Annotated in this window: 12 protein-coding genes; 5 read left to right on the top strand and 7 right to left on the bottom strand. The window is 31.6% G+C overall.

The window, feature by feature from the left end; translation table 11 throughout:
• Positions 1-72 precede the first annotated feature (72 nt).
• Positions 73-1,338 (top strand): hypothetical protein, encoded by a 1,266-nt coding sequence (locus IRZ99_RS13680; RefSeq protein WP_194657800.1) that lies wholly within the window; start codon positions 73-75, stop codon positions 1,336-1,338.
• 249 nt (positions 1,339-1,587) lie between these two features.
• On the opposite strand, the gene IRZ99_RS13675 is transcribed toward IRZ99_RS13680, so the two are convergent.
• The 3 genes from IRZ99_RS13675 to IRZ99_RS13665 form a co-directional block, all read right to left on the bottom strand.
• Positions 1,588-2,664: an exopolyphosphatase gene (locus IRZ99_RS13675; protein WP_194657799.1), complete on the bottom strand. Its 1,077-nt coding sequence runs from the start codon at positions 2,662-2,664 to the stop codon at positions 1,588-1,590.
• A gap of 91 nt (positions 2,665-2,755) precedes the next feature.
• Positions 2,756-4,027, bottom strand: coding sequence for an MFS transporter (locus tag IRZ99_RS13670; protein WP_194657798.1), 1,272 nt, complete (start codon positions 4,025-4,027; stop codon positions 2,756-2,758).
• A gap of 316 nt (positions 4,028-4,343) precedes the next feature.
• A complete protein-coding gene (locus IRZ99_RS13665; protein WP_194657797.1) occupies positions 4,344-5,327 on the bottom strand; it encodes a BstXI family restriction endonuclease in 984 nt (327 codons plus the stop codon).
• Between the two features lie 891 nt (positions 5,328-6,218).
• Between IRZ99_RS13665 and IRZ99_RS13660 the strand changes: the two genes are divergently transcribed.
• The 4 genes from IRZ99_RS13660 to IRZ99_RS13645 all read left to right on the top strand — a co-directional run bounded on the left by IRZ99_RS13660 (position 6,219) and on the right by IRZ99_RS13645 (position 8,634).
• The gene (locus tag IRZ99_RS13660) at positions 6,219-6,530 is read left to right on the top strand and encodes a helix-turn-helix domain-containing protein (protein WP_194657796.1); all 312 of its coding nucleotides are present in this window, start codon (positions 6,219-6,221) and stop codon (positions 6,528-6,530) included.
• Positions 6,531-6,631: 101 nt separating this feature from the next.
• On the top strand, positions 6,632-7,393 hold the full coding sequence (locus IRZ99_RS13655) for a phosphatase PAP2 family protein (protein ID WP_194657795.1): 762 nt from the start codon (positions 6,632-6,634) through the stop codon (positions 7,391-7,393).
• 113 nt (positions 7,394-7,506) lie between these two features.
• Entirely contained in the window at positions 7,507-7,932 is a 426-nt protein-coding gene (locus tag IRZ99_RS13650; RefSeq protein WP_194657794.1) for a DUF6326 family protein, read from the top strand.
• 12 nt (positions 7,933-7,944) lie between these two features.
• Positions 7,945-8,634, top strand: a complete 690-nt coding sequence (locus IRZ99_RS13645; protein WP_194657793.1) for a DUF4386 domain-containing protein — start codon at positions 7,945-7,947, stop codon at positions 8,632-8,634.
• Positions 8,635-8,692: 58 nt separating this feature from the next.
• Here IRZ99_RS13645 and IRZ99_RS13640 read toward each other — a convergent pair whose 3' ends face one another.
• The 4 genes from IRZ99_RS13640 to IRZ99_RS13625 all read right to left on the bottom strand — a co-directional run bounded on the left by IRZ99_RS13640 (position 8,693) and on the right by IRZ99_RS13625 (position 14,135).
• Positions 8,693-11,089, bottom strand: coding sequence for a TonB-dependent receptor (locus IRZ99_RS13640; RefSeq protein WP_194657792.1), 2,397 nt, complete (start codon positions 11,087-11,089; stop codon positions 8,693-8,695).
• Between the two features lie 216 nt (positions 11,090-11,305).
• The gene (locus tag IRZ99_RS13635) at positions 11,306-11,554 is read right to left on the bottom strand and encodes a hypothetical protein (protein ID WP_194657791.1); all 249 of its coding nucleotides are present in this window, start codon (positions 11,552-11,554) and stop codon (positions 11,306-11,308) included.
• A 279-nt stretch (positions 11,555-11,833) separates the two neighbouring features.
• Positions 11,834-12,790, bottom strand: a complete 957-nt coding sequence (locus tag IRZ99_RS13630) for a YheT family hydrolase (RefSeq protein WP_194657790.1) — start codon at positions 12,788-12,790, stop codon at positions 11,834-11,836.
• A 121-nt stretch (positions 12,791-12,911) separates the two neighbouring features.
• Positions 12,912-14,135, bottom strand: coding sequence for an FN3 domain-containing metallophosphoesterase family protein (locus IRZ99_RS13625; RefSeq protein ID WP_194657789.1), 1,224 nt, complete (start codon positions 14,133-14,135; stop codon positions 12,912-12,914).
• Positions 14,136-14,947 lie beyond the last annotated feature (812 nt).

Genomic DNA, 14,947 nt, shown 5'->3' with positions numbered 1-14,947 from the left:
CTTTGAAATCGTAAAATGGCTGGCTTTTAGTGGCTGGCCTTTTTTTTTAAATAAATTTTAAAAAAAGAAGTTATGAAAAAGAAATTACTATTACTTGTATTTTTTACTTTCACACTATTAATTAAAGCACAGAATACTAAAGGTATTAATGGTGATACCAATTGGTTGAACATGTGGACAAATTTCAATCCCAAAACGACTAGCTATAACGAAGCCTCTATAATATTAACGGGAACAATCAGTTCAAACATGACATTAAAAAAAGAAAATGTTTATGTTTTGGTTGGTACCGTTTATGTTGCCCCAAATGTAACTTTGACCATTCAGCCAGGTACATTGATAAGGTGTGACACTCAGATTTTGACCACATTAGTAATTACAAAAGGCGCCAAAATCATCGCGGATGGTACTGAAACTGACCCAATCGTTTTTACCTCCAACAAAAACTCCGGAGATAGAAATCCTGGAGACTGGGGAGGTATTATTATTTTAGGGGATGCTCCAATAAATAAAACTGGAGGAATTGGTACTTTGGATTTTGAGCTTGACCAACAAAAAGCACTTTATGGTGGAAATAACAAAGACAGTGACTCTGGTATTTTAAAATATATCAGAATTGAATTTTCAGGAAAAAAAACAAGTCATAATAAGCCTATAAACGGATTATCATTAGCAGGGGTTGGAGCAAAAACAAAAATAGAATATATACAGGTTACCTCATCTGATGAGGATTCCTTTCAGTTCTATGGAGGCTATATAAATACCAGTCATTTAGTATCTCTGCGATCAGCCGATGATGACTTTGATTTTACTCAGGGTGTTCAATGCAATATCTCTAACAGTATTGCAATTAGGAGCCCATTCTTGTCAGATAGCTATGGATCCCGATGTTTTGAAATGGAAACTGTCGACACAAGAAAAGGAGAGGTTTTAGACAGCAAAAAAGAAATGACAAGGGTAAATGCTACGAATTTCACCATGATGCATACGGAAGATATTGGAACTGAAATTGAAGGACTTAAGCACGAAGCAATATTAATTAGGGAGAATACCTTTCTTACATTAACCAATTCGGTAATATCAGGATTTAGTCACCTTATTGTATTTGCTGATGCAATTTCAATTTCCGATGAATATTTAGATCAAATAATTTTAAAAGATCTCCTCATTAATGACACCAAGGTTATTGGAATAACTCAAAATAAAGACTTCAATTCCCTTATCAGTAATTGGTATCAGGACAAGCAATTCGGAATAGACTTTATAAAACTTAAAAATGATCAGCTTTTTGCCAGCACATCTATGAGAAAAAAGCCCGATTTTAGAATTAAAAATTAAACTATCTGCTTACCTAGAATTATATGTTTGATGCGAATAGAGAGCGTTGTTTACCAGATTGCTCTTTACAAATAATCAATAAAAAACCAGTAATCGATGAGATTACTGGTTTTTTATTGATTATTTGATTCATTTATTTCCCACATACATTGAAGCCCTTCTTGTTGTCAAAATCAGCAATTACAACACTTTAAATCGCTTATTTCGGCGTATTCAAGAACAAATTATTACTTAAAAAATAAGTTAATCCTAATGGATGTTTTTTGCTCTTCTTGCAGAATCAGCAATATAAGAAAGCAGCCAGGCCATTTGTCCTTGTTTTGTGAAATAGATCTTTTTAGATTTGATGTCAGGCATTTTCTCTAATAAGGTCAGTAATAGTGAATTGGCCGCAATTAAGTATTTTTGAGAATAGGTTTTCAATACCTTTTCAACATCCTTGTTTTGTGTTGCTAAGGCTTCAAATTTTGCATAATCCGTTTTTATCATTGTATTATAAGCTTCAACATCCTTAACTTCAAATGGACTAAAATTTTCTATTGCACTATTTCCTTTATACAACGTATAGAATGCCCAAACTGCACCTCCGGACATGTATATTTTATCTTTGTTGAAAATTTTTGGACTTTTCTCATACAAACGATCTGTCTGCTCTTTTAACTCAGGTAAAGCTGTCAACAACAATTCATTAAACTCATCAATTGAATTGGTTTTCGCTTTCTTGCTTATTTTCTCTGTAAAAGTTACTGTCCCTAAATCTAAAGTTACAGGGTAAAATACCAAAATATCATCTTCATTAAATTTCTCCACATATCCGCCTTTAGTATTTCCTCCGCCAATATCAAGAATCAAGGAATCAGAATACTCTTTTGGCGGAATACATCCTTTTAACAATAGCTTTGCTTCTGTATCTGCAGTAATTATCCCTACATTAATATTAGTAAAAACATACAATCTCTGAAGTAAAATATCTACATTTTGAGCCATTCCAACTCCGGAAGAGACCACAATAAAGATGTTTTTCTCTTCAATTTTGTATTCCTTAACAAGTTTCGTATAATTTTTCACCACTACATCAAAGGCAGTATCAATATCATTTGCGGCTAATTTTCCATCTACGGCTATCCCTTTTGCGATGGCGACATTTTCTGTCCAAAAATCAACTACTTCATATTTTCCTTTTTTAATGTTTTGGACATTTATTACAGACATTTTTACTCCCTTACTTCCTACCTCAATTCCGGCATAGAGTTCTTGCGAAATCAAACTCGACGGAACTAAAAAAATAAAAATAATTATGACTTTTAGTGCAATATATTTTTTCATCTTAAGGTGTTTTTTTAATAATTATGAGAAGCTCATTTTTATTCAAACATTGAAAAAAAATTAAATAAATTCATTCTCGTATCAAAGCAGATTATCTCTTCTTGCTTTTATCGACAAAAATGGATTGCACTATTTTTATTTTAGTTTCTATTGTTTCTTTTTCAACCGCCCTCACCAGCCAATAGCAAAGCGTAATAGCCAATAAACCAATTAAACTCATAAATATAAAGTCAGCTCTGTAACTTGCGTACGCGACAATTTCCATACCTGTTTTAGCACTTAGTATATGTGCAAGACTGAAACTCATGGTAAAAACTGACATGTACCTACCCTCTTGATTATTATGTGATCTGGTCATAGCAAATGAGTTTGAAAAGGGAAAAGTTAACATTACTCCAAGAGTCATAAAAAACATCATCACATACAATATTCCATACCACTTATCATTCAAGAGCAGAAGAACATAACTAAGCACCATAAATGACAAACCAACCATTATAACATTCAACTTATTCATTTTGTTCTTTTCTACATAATTAACAATTGGTAACTCAAACAGTAACGTTAATATACCGCTAAAACTTAAAAGCAAACCACTGTTTATTTCTGATAAATTAAATTGTTCTTTATGATATAGTGTCAATGTTGTAAATACCTGAAAATACATAATCCCTGTTATGAGCGAAATGAACATATGCATTATAAAAGTTCTATCTTTTAATATTGCATATTTGTCTACTCCAATATTGTGTGTTTTGAGTTTAAAAGGTAGTTTTCTTTCTTTAACTAAAAGAACAAAAACTAAAACTGCCAGAATACAGGTGGCCGCATCTACATAAAAAAGATATTTATAACCAATTAGTATAATTATAAGACCACCCAAAGGAGGGCCAAATAAAAATCCCAGGCTTGTTGCCGCCCTTACCAAAGCCAGTGCTCTGGTTTTATTTTCTTTTCGGGTATAGGTATTTAAAGAAACCAACATTGCCGGTCTGAACATATCTGCAATAGTTGTTAAAAGAAGAATTGCAATACAAAACCCTTCAAATGATGTTGTATACTGTAAAGCAAAGAATATTAGTCCGCTTCCAAAAAGGCTTCCTATCATTACTTTATAAAATCCAATTTTATCAGACAACACCCCACTTAACCACGTGCCTATAAAAGAACCGACACCAAAGCAAACCATAACCCAACCAATCTGATTATATTCAAAGTGCAGGTTCTCTCTCATATACTTTGAGAGAAATGGAATAACCATTGTCCCGGTTCTGTTTATGAAGGTTATTAATGCCAGAATCCAAATTTCTTTTGGAAAACCACTATAATTTTCTATATATTTTTTTCTTAAGTCGCTAAACATTTTTTCTTTTTTTTTGATGATTTTTTTTCAATATTTGATACCACTTTAAATAAATCAAAAAGACAGCTTTTTTAAATCGTTATTGCATTTTATATTTTATAATCCTGAATAATTGATCTGAAAAATGTCTTATAATCTAAATACAGAAAAGCCTAAAAAACTGTAATTTCTATCTATGGCTAAAAATTACTTTTGAGTACAAATGGCTTTTTTCTAAATAGCTTGATTTATTATTTGCGGGATTTTTTCGATTTTTAGAACGTAATATTTTCGTTCAAAATATCCGTTTAAGTAATCCTTAACCCATTTTAAACCTTTAATTAGATGAATCCTTGTTGAAAATAATGGTATTTACCACCACTTCTTTCATCCATTTAATAGTTTCGATTACACCAGTTTCTTTACAAATCATATTGCAGTTCTGATGTCCCCACGCCAAATTATAAGGGACATGATTGAATTCTCCAGTCTTCAGCTGATTAATGTAAAAAAGGTTTATAGGACTAATCTCTTTATCCATATCTGACTTTTCAGCAGATTCAAAAAAATTAAGTAGAAAAGCCTCTGCACTTAATTTTTTTAAACAAAGCGGACAAATCGTGTTTTTAGAATTATCAATAATTCGGGTCTTGTAAAGTCGGTCCGTATTAGATAATTTTTGATTACTACAAGCAGTATTTATAGCTGCCATTCGATTTTCTATCTCACTTTCTGTCATTCCGGCACCAAGTGCTACTTCTTTGGAATTGTAACAGAGCCAGAATAAATATTCTAATTGTAAGTGAGAAGATTTTATCGTTAAAAGAGAGGCATATTCTGCGACTCTGATTCCGGCACCTTTGCAACTGCTGGTATTAAAACCAAGAACAATCTTTTCTTCGTCTTTTGAAGTTGACGATAGAATTCTTGCAACAAAATGACCATCTATAGGAGATGTTCTTTTTTCGGCTATAGCAAGCTTATTTTTATAAGGATTAAATTCATTCCATTGTGCCCTTGTCTCATAAAGCAAGATGGCATTGACGCCAAGTTTTAACTTCCTGGCTTTCATTAAAACTAATGTTTCAGGATTTGTGTAGTACTCTTCAGGGCTGAGGACAACAATAAAACCACTTTCAAATCTGTCAGAAGTGAAAACGGAAATATCGAACAAATGAATTGACTCGAAAGGTATCAAAACAGTACCATTTCTATTGGCCCTGTTTTGAAAAATCACATCATCATTTGCGCTTCTGGTTTGTCCGGTTTTGTAGATTTTACTTTGTAGTAAAGGAGGTAGTTTGGGTAGTCGTTTTGCCATAGGTTATTAGTTTGGTTGTTGTTTTGGTTTGTGATAGATTAGCAGATATAGAAATACATTTTACAAACTTTATTGAAAAGAATAAATCCATAATCTGAGGGGCTTTAGCAATTTAACTAACTTGAATACACTGAGCTTAAATCATAGACATATAGTGAATTTGTGAACGCATAATAAAATCAAATTTAGACTCAAAAAAATAATCCTGAGCATCTCACAGGCTTTTTCTTTGTAACAATATTAACAATTATTATCAAATTTGTGGAACTTTTTTTAGTTAAATTTTTATGCATTTATTTTTTTTATTTATAGTTGTTTTTTAAAATTAATTTACACATGTTACATAAATCACTTAAAAAATAGCACTTTACAAAATTAATGCCAAATTATTTCTTACAAAAAACAAATCTGCTTTAATAGGGCTTTTAGAATTTTAAAAACTTAAATGTATTAAACATTTGTTAAAGCAAAACAACCTGTTTTATTTACCTTTTTACCTCTTTTTAAAATTACTTTTTATATAGGCTTAAGAAATTACATTCCGATAACTTAATTTTAAAATTTGCGTATTTATACGTAAGATTTATACCCCAAAAAAAACAATAATCAGTACAATTAAAAACCTAAAAAACAAGTTACACTACCTACATTATTATTTTCTACTACACAAAAAAGACTTTTTTAAACCGATTATCTTTAGTTCTGTCAAAAATTAATTTTTGCTTAAGATATCGCATAGGCAATATTTTGTGCACACTTTTTCTCTATTTTAGTATTTATAATCCCCTTATACTTACCGCAAAAGCAAAATAATCTCCAATAATTACGGATCGTATTACTAATCTAAATTATAATTCATTTTAAAAATTGAAAAAGATCAAATTACAAGAAATGCGTTTAAAGCGAGAAATAACGCAGGATGTAATGGCTAATCTGCTCGATATGACCCAAGCCACTTACAGCCGAAAAGAGCGTGGTTTAACGCAAATTAATATAGACGAATGGAATAAAATAGCAAAAGTATTAGGTGTGGACAGAAGCGAAGTTTTTGAAGATAATTCCAAAAAGGATTACATATCCACAAATTTTACAAAACAACTTTTAACAGTTCCAACTGGACTATTGGATCAAATTGATTTCTTAACCAAAGAAAATTTAGAACTTAAGGAGAAAATAAAGAAGTTCGAAAGCCAAAGCAAGTAGCAAATTAGCATCTTTATTCTATTAAAAAATAAATCACTCCACAGAAAACGTTTGTTTATAAAGTTTTAGATCAAATTCCATCATCATATAATAATTTATAAATGAGAAAAATTAGTCTTCTTATACTTTTACCACTGATATCTTATAATGCTTTCTCACAAAACACAAAGATAACAGACAGTATTCAGACTGATACTGTTAGAAATATACGTTTCAATTATAAACAACTTATTATACCCGGTCTTTTAATTGGATATGGATTTTGGGGAATCGAAAGTGGACAGATAAAAAGTTTTAATTTTCAGATTCGTGACGAGATTACCGAAAACATAGATACCAAGGTAACAATAGACGATTTTACAAGATATGTTCCCGCTGTTTCTGTATATGCTCTTAACGTTTTTGGTGTAAAAGGAAAAAATAATATAAGAGATCGTTCTGTTATTTTAGCTACCTCCACTATTCTAACTGTCGGAACTGTTTTCGGATTAAAATCGATCACCAATGTTGAAAGACCCGATGGAACTTCAAATGATTCTTTTCCTTCGGGACATACAGCAATTGCCTTTGCAGGTGCCGAATTTTTATATCAGGAATATAAAGACAAATCGATATGGTATGGTGTAGCTGGTTATGCCATTGCGGCCGGAACAGGAATATTCAGAATGTATAATAACAGACATTGGCTAACCGATGTAGCGGCCGGAGCCGGAATTGGAATACTATGTACCAAAGCAGCATATTGGATGAATCCTTATTTGACACGCAAACTATTTGGCAAAAAAGAGGATAAATCGACCTCTTTTATTTCGCCTTCATATGATGGAAAAAGTTTTGCGATTAATTACATCAAAACATTCTAACCCCTTCTCCAGCCCTCCTTCTTACTAGTTCAAATTAATCCTAACACTAACTGTAACATTATCAACGCCTAATCGTCTTACTAAAAGTTTAAAACAAGCTAAACCTCAAAAAGATGAAAAAAGCTGTTCTTGAAGATTTCAAAATCAATATTAAAATTAAACTGGCATTTTTATGGGCGTCTGTAACTTTTTTTTATCTGTATGGTGACTATTTTGAGCTTTATATACCTGGAAAAACAGCGGGCTTAATTGATGGAAACAATTTACTAAACAGCCCTGTAAAACTATTTCTAGCTTCTTTATTACTGGCAATTCCGGCACTTATGGTTTGTTTTTCTATTCTTGCAAAACCTCGATTAAACAAGTTGCTGAACATTTTAGTTGGTTTGTTTTTCACCGCTATTATGTTATTAATAGCAATCACATCAATCTCTGAATGGCGGGCATTTTATGTTTTTTATGCGATCTTAGAAAGTGTATTAACTTTTGTAATTGTCTGGACAGCTATTAAATGGCCAAAAAAAACCGACTTAACATAATCATCTAAAGAAATGACATCAAATAAAAAAAAGGCGAGAATTGCAGGATTATTATATCTTGTTGTAGTGCTTACAGGAGTTTTCAGTTTGGCGTACGTACCTTCTAAAGTTATCTTTTGGGATAATCCAACAGCTACTTTTAATGCTATAAAAGAATCTGAAACCCTTTTTCGATTTGGAATTGTAAGCGGGTTAGTCTGTTATAGTTTCTTTTTGATATTGCCGATTGCACTTTATAAACTCCTAAACCCAGTAAACGAATTCTACGCAAAGTTGATGGTACTTTTAGCTGTAATTAGCGTTCCGATTTCATTCATTAACATCCAAAATAAATTTGCCGTTCTTTCTCTTATTAATAATAGTCCGATTTCTAATGCAAATGAGCAGCTCCAAAATCAAGTGATGTTTTATCTTAACCAATATGACAATGGAATTCTAATGGTTTCGATATTTTGGGGACTATGGTTGTTTCCTTTTGGTTATTTGGTTTATAAATCTGGTATCTTACCGAAATTCTTTGGCATTTTATTGATGCTTGGCTGTATTGGTTATCTAATCAATTTTATTGGCAATACTTTAATTTCCAACTATTCAACTTTTGGTATTTCACAATATGTAAGTATGCCATCAGCATTAGGGGAAATTGGAATCTGCTTATGGCTTCTTATTATGGGCGCAAAAGAAAAACCAACGTTCATATAAAAACAAAAAAAGCACCTTTTATATTTTAAAAGGTGCTTTTAGTATTTTAATGGATCTATTAAAATTTGTATGCCAAAGATCCCATAAACGTTCTAGGTGTTTGTACGTTTATTGTTGTGTAACCATTAAAGTACAATTCGTCAGTAAGATTATTAACTTTTAATGACACTCTGTATTTAGGCTGATCATAGTATAATGCGGCATTTACTACTGTATATGATGGAAGTTCAAAAGTTTCACCTGGTCCATTGTTGTAAATATAAGTTGCATCTCCATAATTACCTCCAAAACCTAATCCTAATCCTTTAAGTTTACTTGTTTGCAAGTTATAGCTAAACCAATAGTTGATTAGATTCTCAGGTCCTGCTGTTACTGGTCTCAAACCGTTTAATTTAGAATTATTATTTGAGTATCCCACAAGAAGATTTAATCCAGGAATTGGATTAGCTGTAAGCTCTAATTCAAAACCTTTGCTATATTGTGTGCCATTTTGAATACTTGCATTTGGTAAATTTGGATCAGCGATTACGATATCTTTAACTTTAATATCATAGTAGCTAATTGTAGCACTTACTTTATTTTGGAATGCATTTACTTTTACTCCTCCTTCAAACTGATTCGCTTTTTCCGGATCAAATTGTTTCATTTGAAGAGCACCGTCAACATTTGCATTCAAGAATCCTTTGTTAGTGAAACTATTTTGGTAATTACCAAATACAGAAACCTGATCTTTTACGATTTGATAAACAACACCAAATTTTGGAGAAAATGCAGTTTGAGAGAATGTATCTGCTTTTGTGTTTGTTACAGCGTCATATGATCCTTGGTTTTCAAAATAATCAAAACGTACTGCTGCAGAAAGGATTAATTTTTCTGTTACGTTAATTGCATCTGCAACATATGCGCTATATGTTGATATAGAGCTGTTAGTAGTATATGGAGAATTACCCTTTCCAACAAGTGCATTCTTTACATTGGTTGGGTTAAAATCATAATAATTTACTGCTGTTCCAGTATAATTTACATCATCAAAAGCAGCATAACCTGGTAAACTTTGGTATCCTAATTTATTTGAACCGTAATATAAATCACCACCTACTAAAAAGCGGTTTCTCATTGATCCAATCATGAAATCACCATTAAAATTTTGTTGGAATTCAATAGCATTATCTTTTCCATTTGCATCCCATGCATTTCTTGATAATTTTTGATTTGGCATTAGGTAAAACCATGTTTGTAAACCAGCAGCTTTATTAGAACTGCTGCTAAATACAGACTGTGAAGTCCATTCCTCAGAGATTTGATAGTTAGCCTGTGCAAACACATTCAATGTTTTAGTATTTGTCAGAAATTCATCTCCTAAGAATGATCTTTTGAAGTTAATATCAAGATCTTTAGCATTATTAACTCCTAAATCAGCGATTGAAACTCCGTAAGGAAGATAAATCAAAGACATACCTGAATTGTCCTGATTTCCTATTTCGGCATCAATAGAGATTGTAAGTTTATCGTTCACTTTATAAGAGAAAGATGGTGCTATAAAAAAGCTTCTTGAAGAACCGAAATCCTGAAAAGTATTTGCATTACCGAAAGCAGCATTTAATCTAAACAATGCTGTATTGTCGTCATTAACTGCTGTATTGATATCAGCTGTTAAACGGTTAAAGCCATAACTTCCATTTTGGTATGAGATTTCTCCACCAAAATTTTCATAAGGCTTTTTAGTTACACGGTTGATTAATCCTCCGTATGAAGAAACTACATTTCCAAAAAGTGTAGCAGATGGTCCTTTTATAACTTCAATTCTTTCAAGATTGACAGCATCAGTATTACTGTTTACTTTTCCGGCAAGACCATTTCTCACTAAACTTTGAGTAGTAAATCCACGTAATGAATACCAGGAAGCACCATCACCCGCGCGATTTGTAGCACCCCATAACTGGTATAAACCTGGAACATTTTTCAATGCTTCATCCTGGTTTGTAACTAACTGATCTTTGATCAATTCCTTAGTTACAACATTGTATACTTGTGAGTTTTCAAGGTTTTTAACAGACATTCTTGATACATACTGACTTTCTGATTTGGTATACTTATTCGCATTTCCTTTCACAAAAACTTCAGTAAGAGCTTCAGATGTCGTTATTAATGTAAAATTTTCTACAACTTCACTACCTGCCGTTATGGTAATGTTTTTTTCTTTTGATGAAAATCCAACTACAGAAGCTTTTACAGTATAATTACCTGGCTTGATGTTTTTGATTTCATAATTTCCCTGAGCATCTGTAGTCGTCCCGATGTGAGTCCCTCTAAGAATTATTGTCACATTGTCTGCAGCTTCATTATTAGACAACGAAACTGTACCTCTTAAAGTACCTGTCTGTGCGAAGGAACTTACTGCAGTAAGCAATATTAAGCAACAGCTCAATAGCGGGAGTAAAAATTTTACTTTCATTTTTATTTAGAATTGATTTTAATTGTGCAAATGTAAGTGTTGAACACCTACAAAACAAAACTATTTTTATCTATTCTAAATAATAATATTTTTGAATAAGAAAATTATATATTCTTTAATAAATTAACATTTTAAATACTTACAATAGAGTCTCAAATAAAATAAACGCATACTGCTTTAATCATTATTTTTTTGATTGGTTAATTATTTTGATAATCATTTGTATAGTGAAATTGTATCCATCAGATTTTCTCTTGTTATGAATGCTTTAATATATTCTTGCACTTCATTAGTAGTTTCAACCGGAGTTTCAAATGAATTGATATGAAATTCATCATCCTGATCCAGAATATGTATAATTTCTGTATAACCTTTGGAAATTAAGCTCCCTTTCAATCTAATTATATTCAATTGCTGCTGTCCATTTAACTCCTTGCGTACTTTTAATTGTATAGCTTTTTCCATAATAAATATTTTAAATTAATAAGCCGTTAATTAATTTCAAATATAAATATTTATTACTTTGAATCCTTCATCAAAATAAACTATAAACCATTATTTATCAACATATTAATAACAATTTAAAAAAATATATAACTACTATTTTTTTAACTAAAATTCCTGATTTTATTTATTTTTCAGACCCTCCTTATAGATACGATTATCTAAGATTCAAAAATTCGGAGCATCTTAATTAAAAAGTACAATACTTTTTTAACTAAGTTTTAAAAATCTCTCATTTGATCAACAAGATTTAAAAAATTCATAAGCTCTTTTCTCAGCATACGAATACTCTGAATCACGCAATGGAAACGCGCAGTGTCCACCATATTTTGGAGTTTCAAGATAAACATAGGCACTATCTTGCGCTATAGCTCTGGGGTAACATCTTTCGCCTAAAAAAGGGTCGTCAAGAGAATTAATAATTAAAACCGGAGTTGTAATGTTTTTAAGGGAAAATTCCGGAGAGACACGCTGATAATAATCATCACGACTTGCGAAACCATGCAACGGCGCAGTGAAATAATGATCAACTTCATCAAAAGAAGAAATTTTATCAATTTGATCGCTGTTTATAAAATCAGGAAACTGTTCTGCCTTGTATTTGAGTTTTCTCTTAATATCAATTGTAAAGTTCTTTAAATAGACTCTGTTAAAGCCTTGCTTAAGTACTTCTGCACTTGTAGCGATATGAGTTGGCACTGAAATCGAAACTGCTGCTTTTATACGCGTATCGATTTTTGTCCATCCCAAATAATTCAGAAGCTGCACACCTCCCATTGAATATCCGATCAAATAAACATCTTCAAATCCTTTTTTCAAAACAAACTGAACCACTTCATCAAGATCATCGACAGCTCCATGATGATAAAGTCTCGGCAGACGATTCATTTCTCCGCCGCAGGTACGATTGTTCCATGCGAAAACTGAAAAACCTTTTTGTTGAAAATAAACCGCACAGCTATTATTATAAGTTCGACGAGAATCTCCTTCTAAACCATGACATAAAATCACTGCTTTTTTAGGATCGTTTATAATAAAATCGATATTGATAAAATCTCCATCATTCAACTCATGTTTTTTCCTAATATATCCCGGAGCGTCAAACTTTTTAAACAAAGCAGCATAAATAGTAGAAATATGCCTGTTACGATGCATAATAGAAGGAGAATCATATTCTGATTGTTCAATTATTGGCATGATAAAAAGAGTTTTTGGTGCATACTACAAATCTAAGAAATCAATCACTTACAAAAATTAATTTCGATGAGAAATTAATTTATATTGTTAATTCGATATTATCAAAGGAGATCGAGAGGTTCTATCTTTTCGAATCCAGATTAAACTGACCGATTTCTGTTCCATCATCTTTAAACATGGTTAAATTCAATTTTTTTGAAGTAGCCTCAATTCTGGTCAATGTTCTTGTTCCGGTTTCAGGACCTCCTCCAATAGCAAAATGGTACGAATGCTCCTTGTTGGGGGCATACAATCCATATTCGTGTGTATGTCCCGCTATAAATAAATCTATTTTATACTTTTCGAATAAAGGCTGAAAAAGTTGTCTGCAATGCACAGTACCGTGCGCATCATCAGAATGAAAATGCGGGATATGCATCATCACTACCCGAAAAGGTGCTTTTTTAAAAGCTTTCATTTTCATTTGGCTCTCTAACCAAATCGCTTGTTCTTCCCTATAGTGATCAAAATCAACTGCCCCACCATAAACAGGATGTGAATCTTCTTTGTCTTCACCAGTATCTAAAACCATTGCAAAGACGGGTCCTATTTGAAAAGAATAATATTCCCTGTCATCATAATTATAGTAATAATCATAAAGATTCCTGGAGAATTCTCCTCGGGTTTCATGGTTACCTCTAACATATAAAAATGGTTTTTCAGTTGAAAACAAACTGCAAGGGTTCAGCAAATGATTGATAACCTGAGTTTCATCAATTTGATAATCAAACATATCTCCGTTTAAAAAAACAAAGTCATACGGTTTGTTCTGATTGATTGCCATCAATTCTCCAAATGATTCCGGTCGGTCGTGCAAATCATTTAAAATCAGCCAGGTTACTTTCTCGGCCTTAGGATCCAACGTTGTAAAAGAATAAGTTTCACTTGTGATAATTTCTCCAAAAGTCATTTTATAAGGTTGAAACTTTATAATTTGTTTTGAAAAAACTTTATAAAAATATTGTGTATTAGGTTTAAGATCTTTTAATTCTACACAATTTATCTTAGAATGGGTATTAAGCATTCCGTTTATAACTTGTTGTGCTTTTTGGCCTAACTTTTCAGTTTCACCAAACTCTACCCAATTCAGGCATTTTAAATTGGTGAGCCACATAATCGTCATGCTGTCAACTCCTGGCGCCTGTAAATAAGGTTTAGTCAAAAAAGTATGAGATCCTTCTATAGAGGAAAAATCTACCTCTGTCTCATTTGCAAAAGCAGATAAAGGCAATGCACTTGCCGCCATAGCTCCGGTTACACCCACAATAGATTTTGTTAGAAAAGAACGACGTGTATTTGCTTTCATAGATTTATATGGTTTCGATTAAGTTGAATTTTCTTCAGATTTAAGAGCTTTACAGGAGGCCACTTTTTAATATATATCTAATAAACAGTAAAAAAGATATTCAATACAAATAAATAGTACGCGATTTTAAGCATAATGCCTTTTAATTTTTATAATTAAATATTCTCACACTTATATTCCTGGACAAAGATTATTGCTCATAAAGACCTAGTAATCTTTAATTCGTCCATTAGGGGAATCTTGCCGGTGAAGGAATTTCATTCCGCTATATTTTTAATACTTCCCAAATCAATTAAGATCTGATGGGGATAAGTCGATACATCTCAATTCATGAGCCATTTATCTTTTAATAAAAGAGTAGATTCATTTAATAAAATTAACTACGAGTATATTTTTTTACGAAATATGCGCAAACATAATTAAAATAATCACACTTCATAACAAAAAAACAAAAAAAATGTGCTCGAACACATTTTTACATGATACAAAAACTAGCTTTTCGAAAAATTAAAAAAAGCTAATGATCCGATAAGCATTAATTTCACTTTTTTTATGGAAATCAATTCAATAATATTACCTTCTTTTTTTTTGTAAATTGGTTATGCAAAACTGGTTACCATAGATAATTGAATAATTATAAAATGAATTTAAAAAATATAGTAGATTTCTCTCGTAATATTTACGAGATAAAGAATACAGCTAAGCTTATAATATTGAAAAGTAAAATTACCAGTATCACAAGAAGATATCTTATGTATACTATTCCAGAAAATGTAGAAGCATATATACAAATATTGGAACGATTTTATAGC

This window comes from Flavobacterium sp. LC2016-12 (genome assembly GCF_015351595.1).
GTDB lineage: Bacteria > Bacteroidota > Bacteroidia > Flavobacteriales > Flavobacteriaceae > Flavobacterium.
Note: the sequence above shows the minus strand (reverse complement) of the source record. Positions and strands in the feature narration are given on the sequence as shown.

Coding starts and splice junctions, on each gene's coding strand:
- IRZ99_RS13645 (WP_194657793.1), top strand. CDS start 7,945: ATGACATCAAATAAAAAAAAGGCGAGAATTGCAGGATTATTATATCTT.
- IRZ99_RS13625 (WP_194657789.1), bottom strand. CDS start 14,135: ATGAAAGCAAATACACGTCGTTCTTTTCTAACAAAATCTATTGTGGGT.
- IRZ99_RS13680 (WP_194657800.1), top strand. CDS start 73: ATGAAAAAGAAATTACTATTACTTGTATTTTTTACTTTCACACTATTA.
- IRZ99_RS13650 (WP_194657794.1), top strand. CDS start 7,507: ATGAAAAAAGCTGTTCTTGAAGATTTCAAAATCAATATTAAAATTAAA.
- IRZ99_RS13655 (WP_194657795.1), top strand. CDS start 6,632: ATGAGAAAAATTAGTCTTCTTATACTTTTACCACTGATATCTTATAAT.
- IRZ99_RS13660 (WP_194657796.1), top strand. CDS start 6,219: ATGCGTTTAAAGCGAGAAATAACGCAGGATGTAATGGCTAATCTGCTC.
- IRZ99_RS13640 (WP_194657792.1), bottom strand. CDS start 11,089: ATGAAAGTAAAATTTTTACTCCCGCTATTGAGCTGTTGCTTAATATTG.
- IRZ99_RS13665 (WP_194657797.1), bottom strand. CDS start 5,327: ATGGCAAAACGACTACCCAAACTACCTCCTTTACTACAAAGTAAAATC.
- IRZ99_RS13635 (WP_194657791.1), bottom strand. CDS start 11,554: ATGGAAAAAGCTATACAATTAAAAGTACGCAAGGAGTTAAATGGACAG.
- IRZ99_RS13670 (WP_194657798.1), bottom strand. CDS start 4,027: ATGTTTAGCGACTTAAGAAAAAAATATATAGAAAATTATAGTGGTTTT.
- IRZ99_RS13675 (WP_194657799.1), bottom strand. CDS start 2,664: ATGAAAAAATATATTGCACTAAAAGTCATAATTATTTTTATTTTTTTA.
- IRZ99_RS13630 (WP_194657790.1), bottom strand. CDS start 12,790: ATGCCAATAATTGAACAATCAGAATATGATTCTCCTTCTATTATGCAT.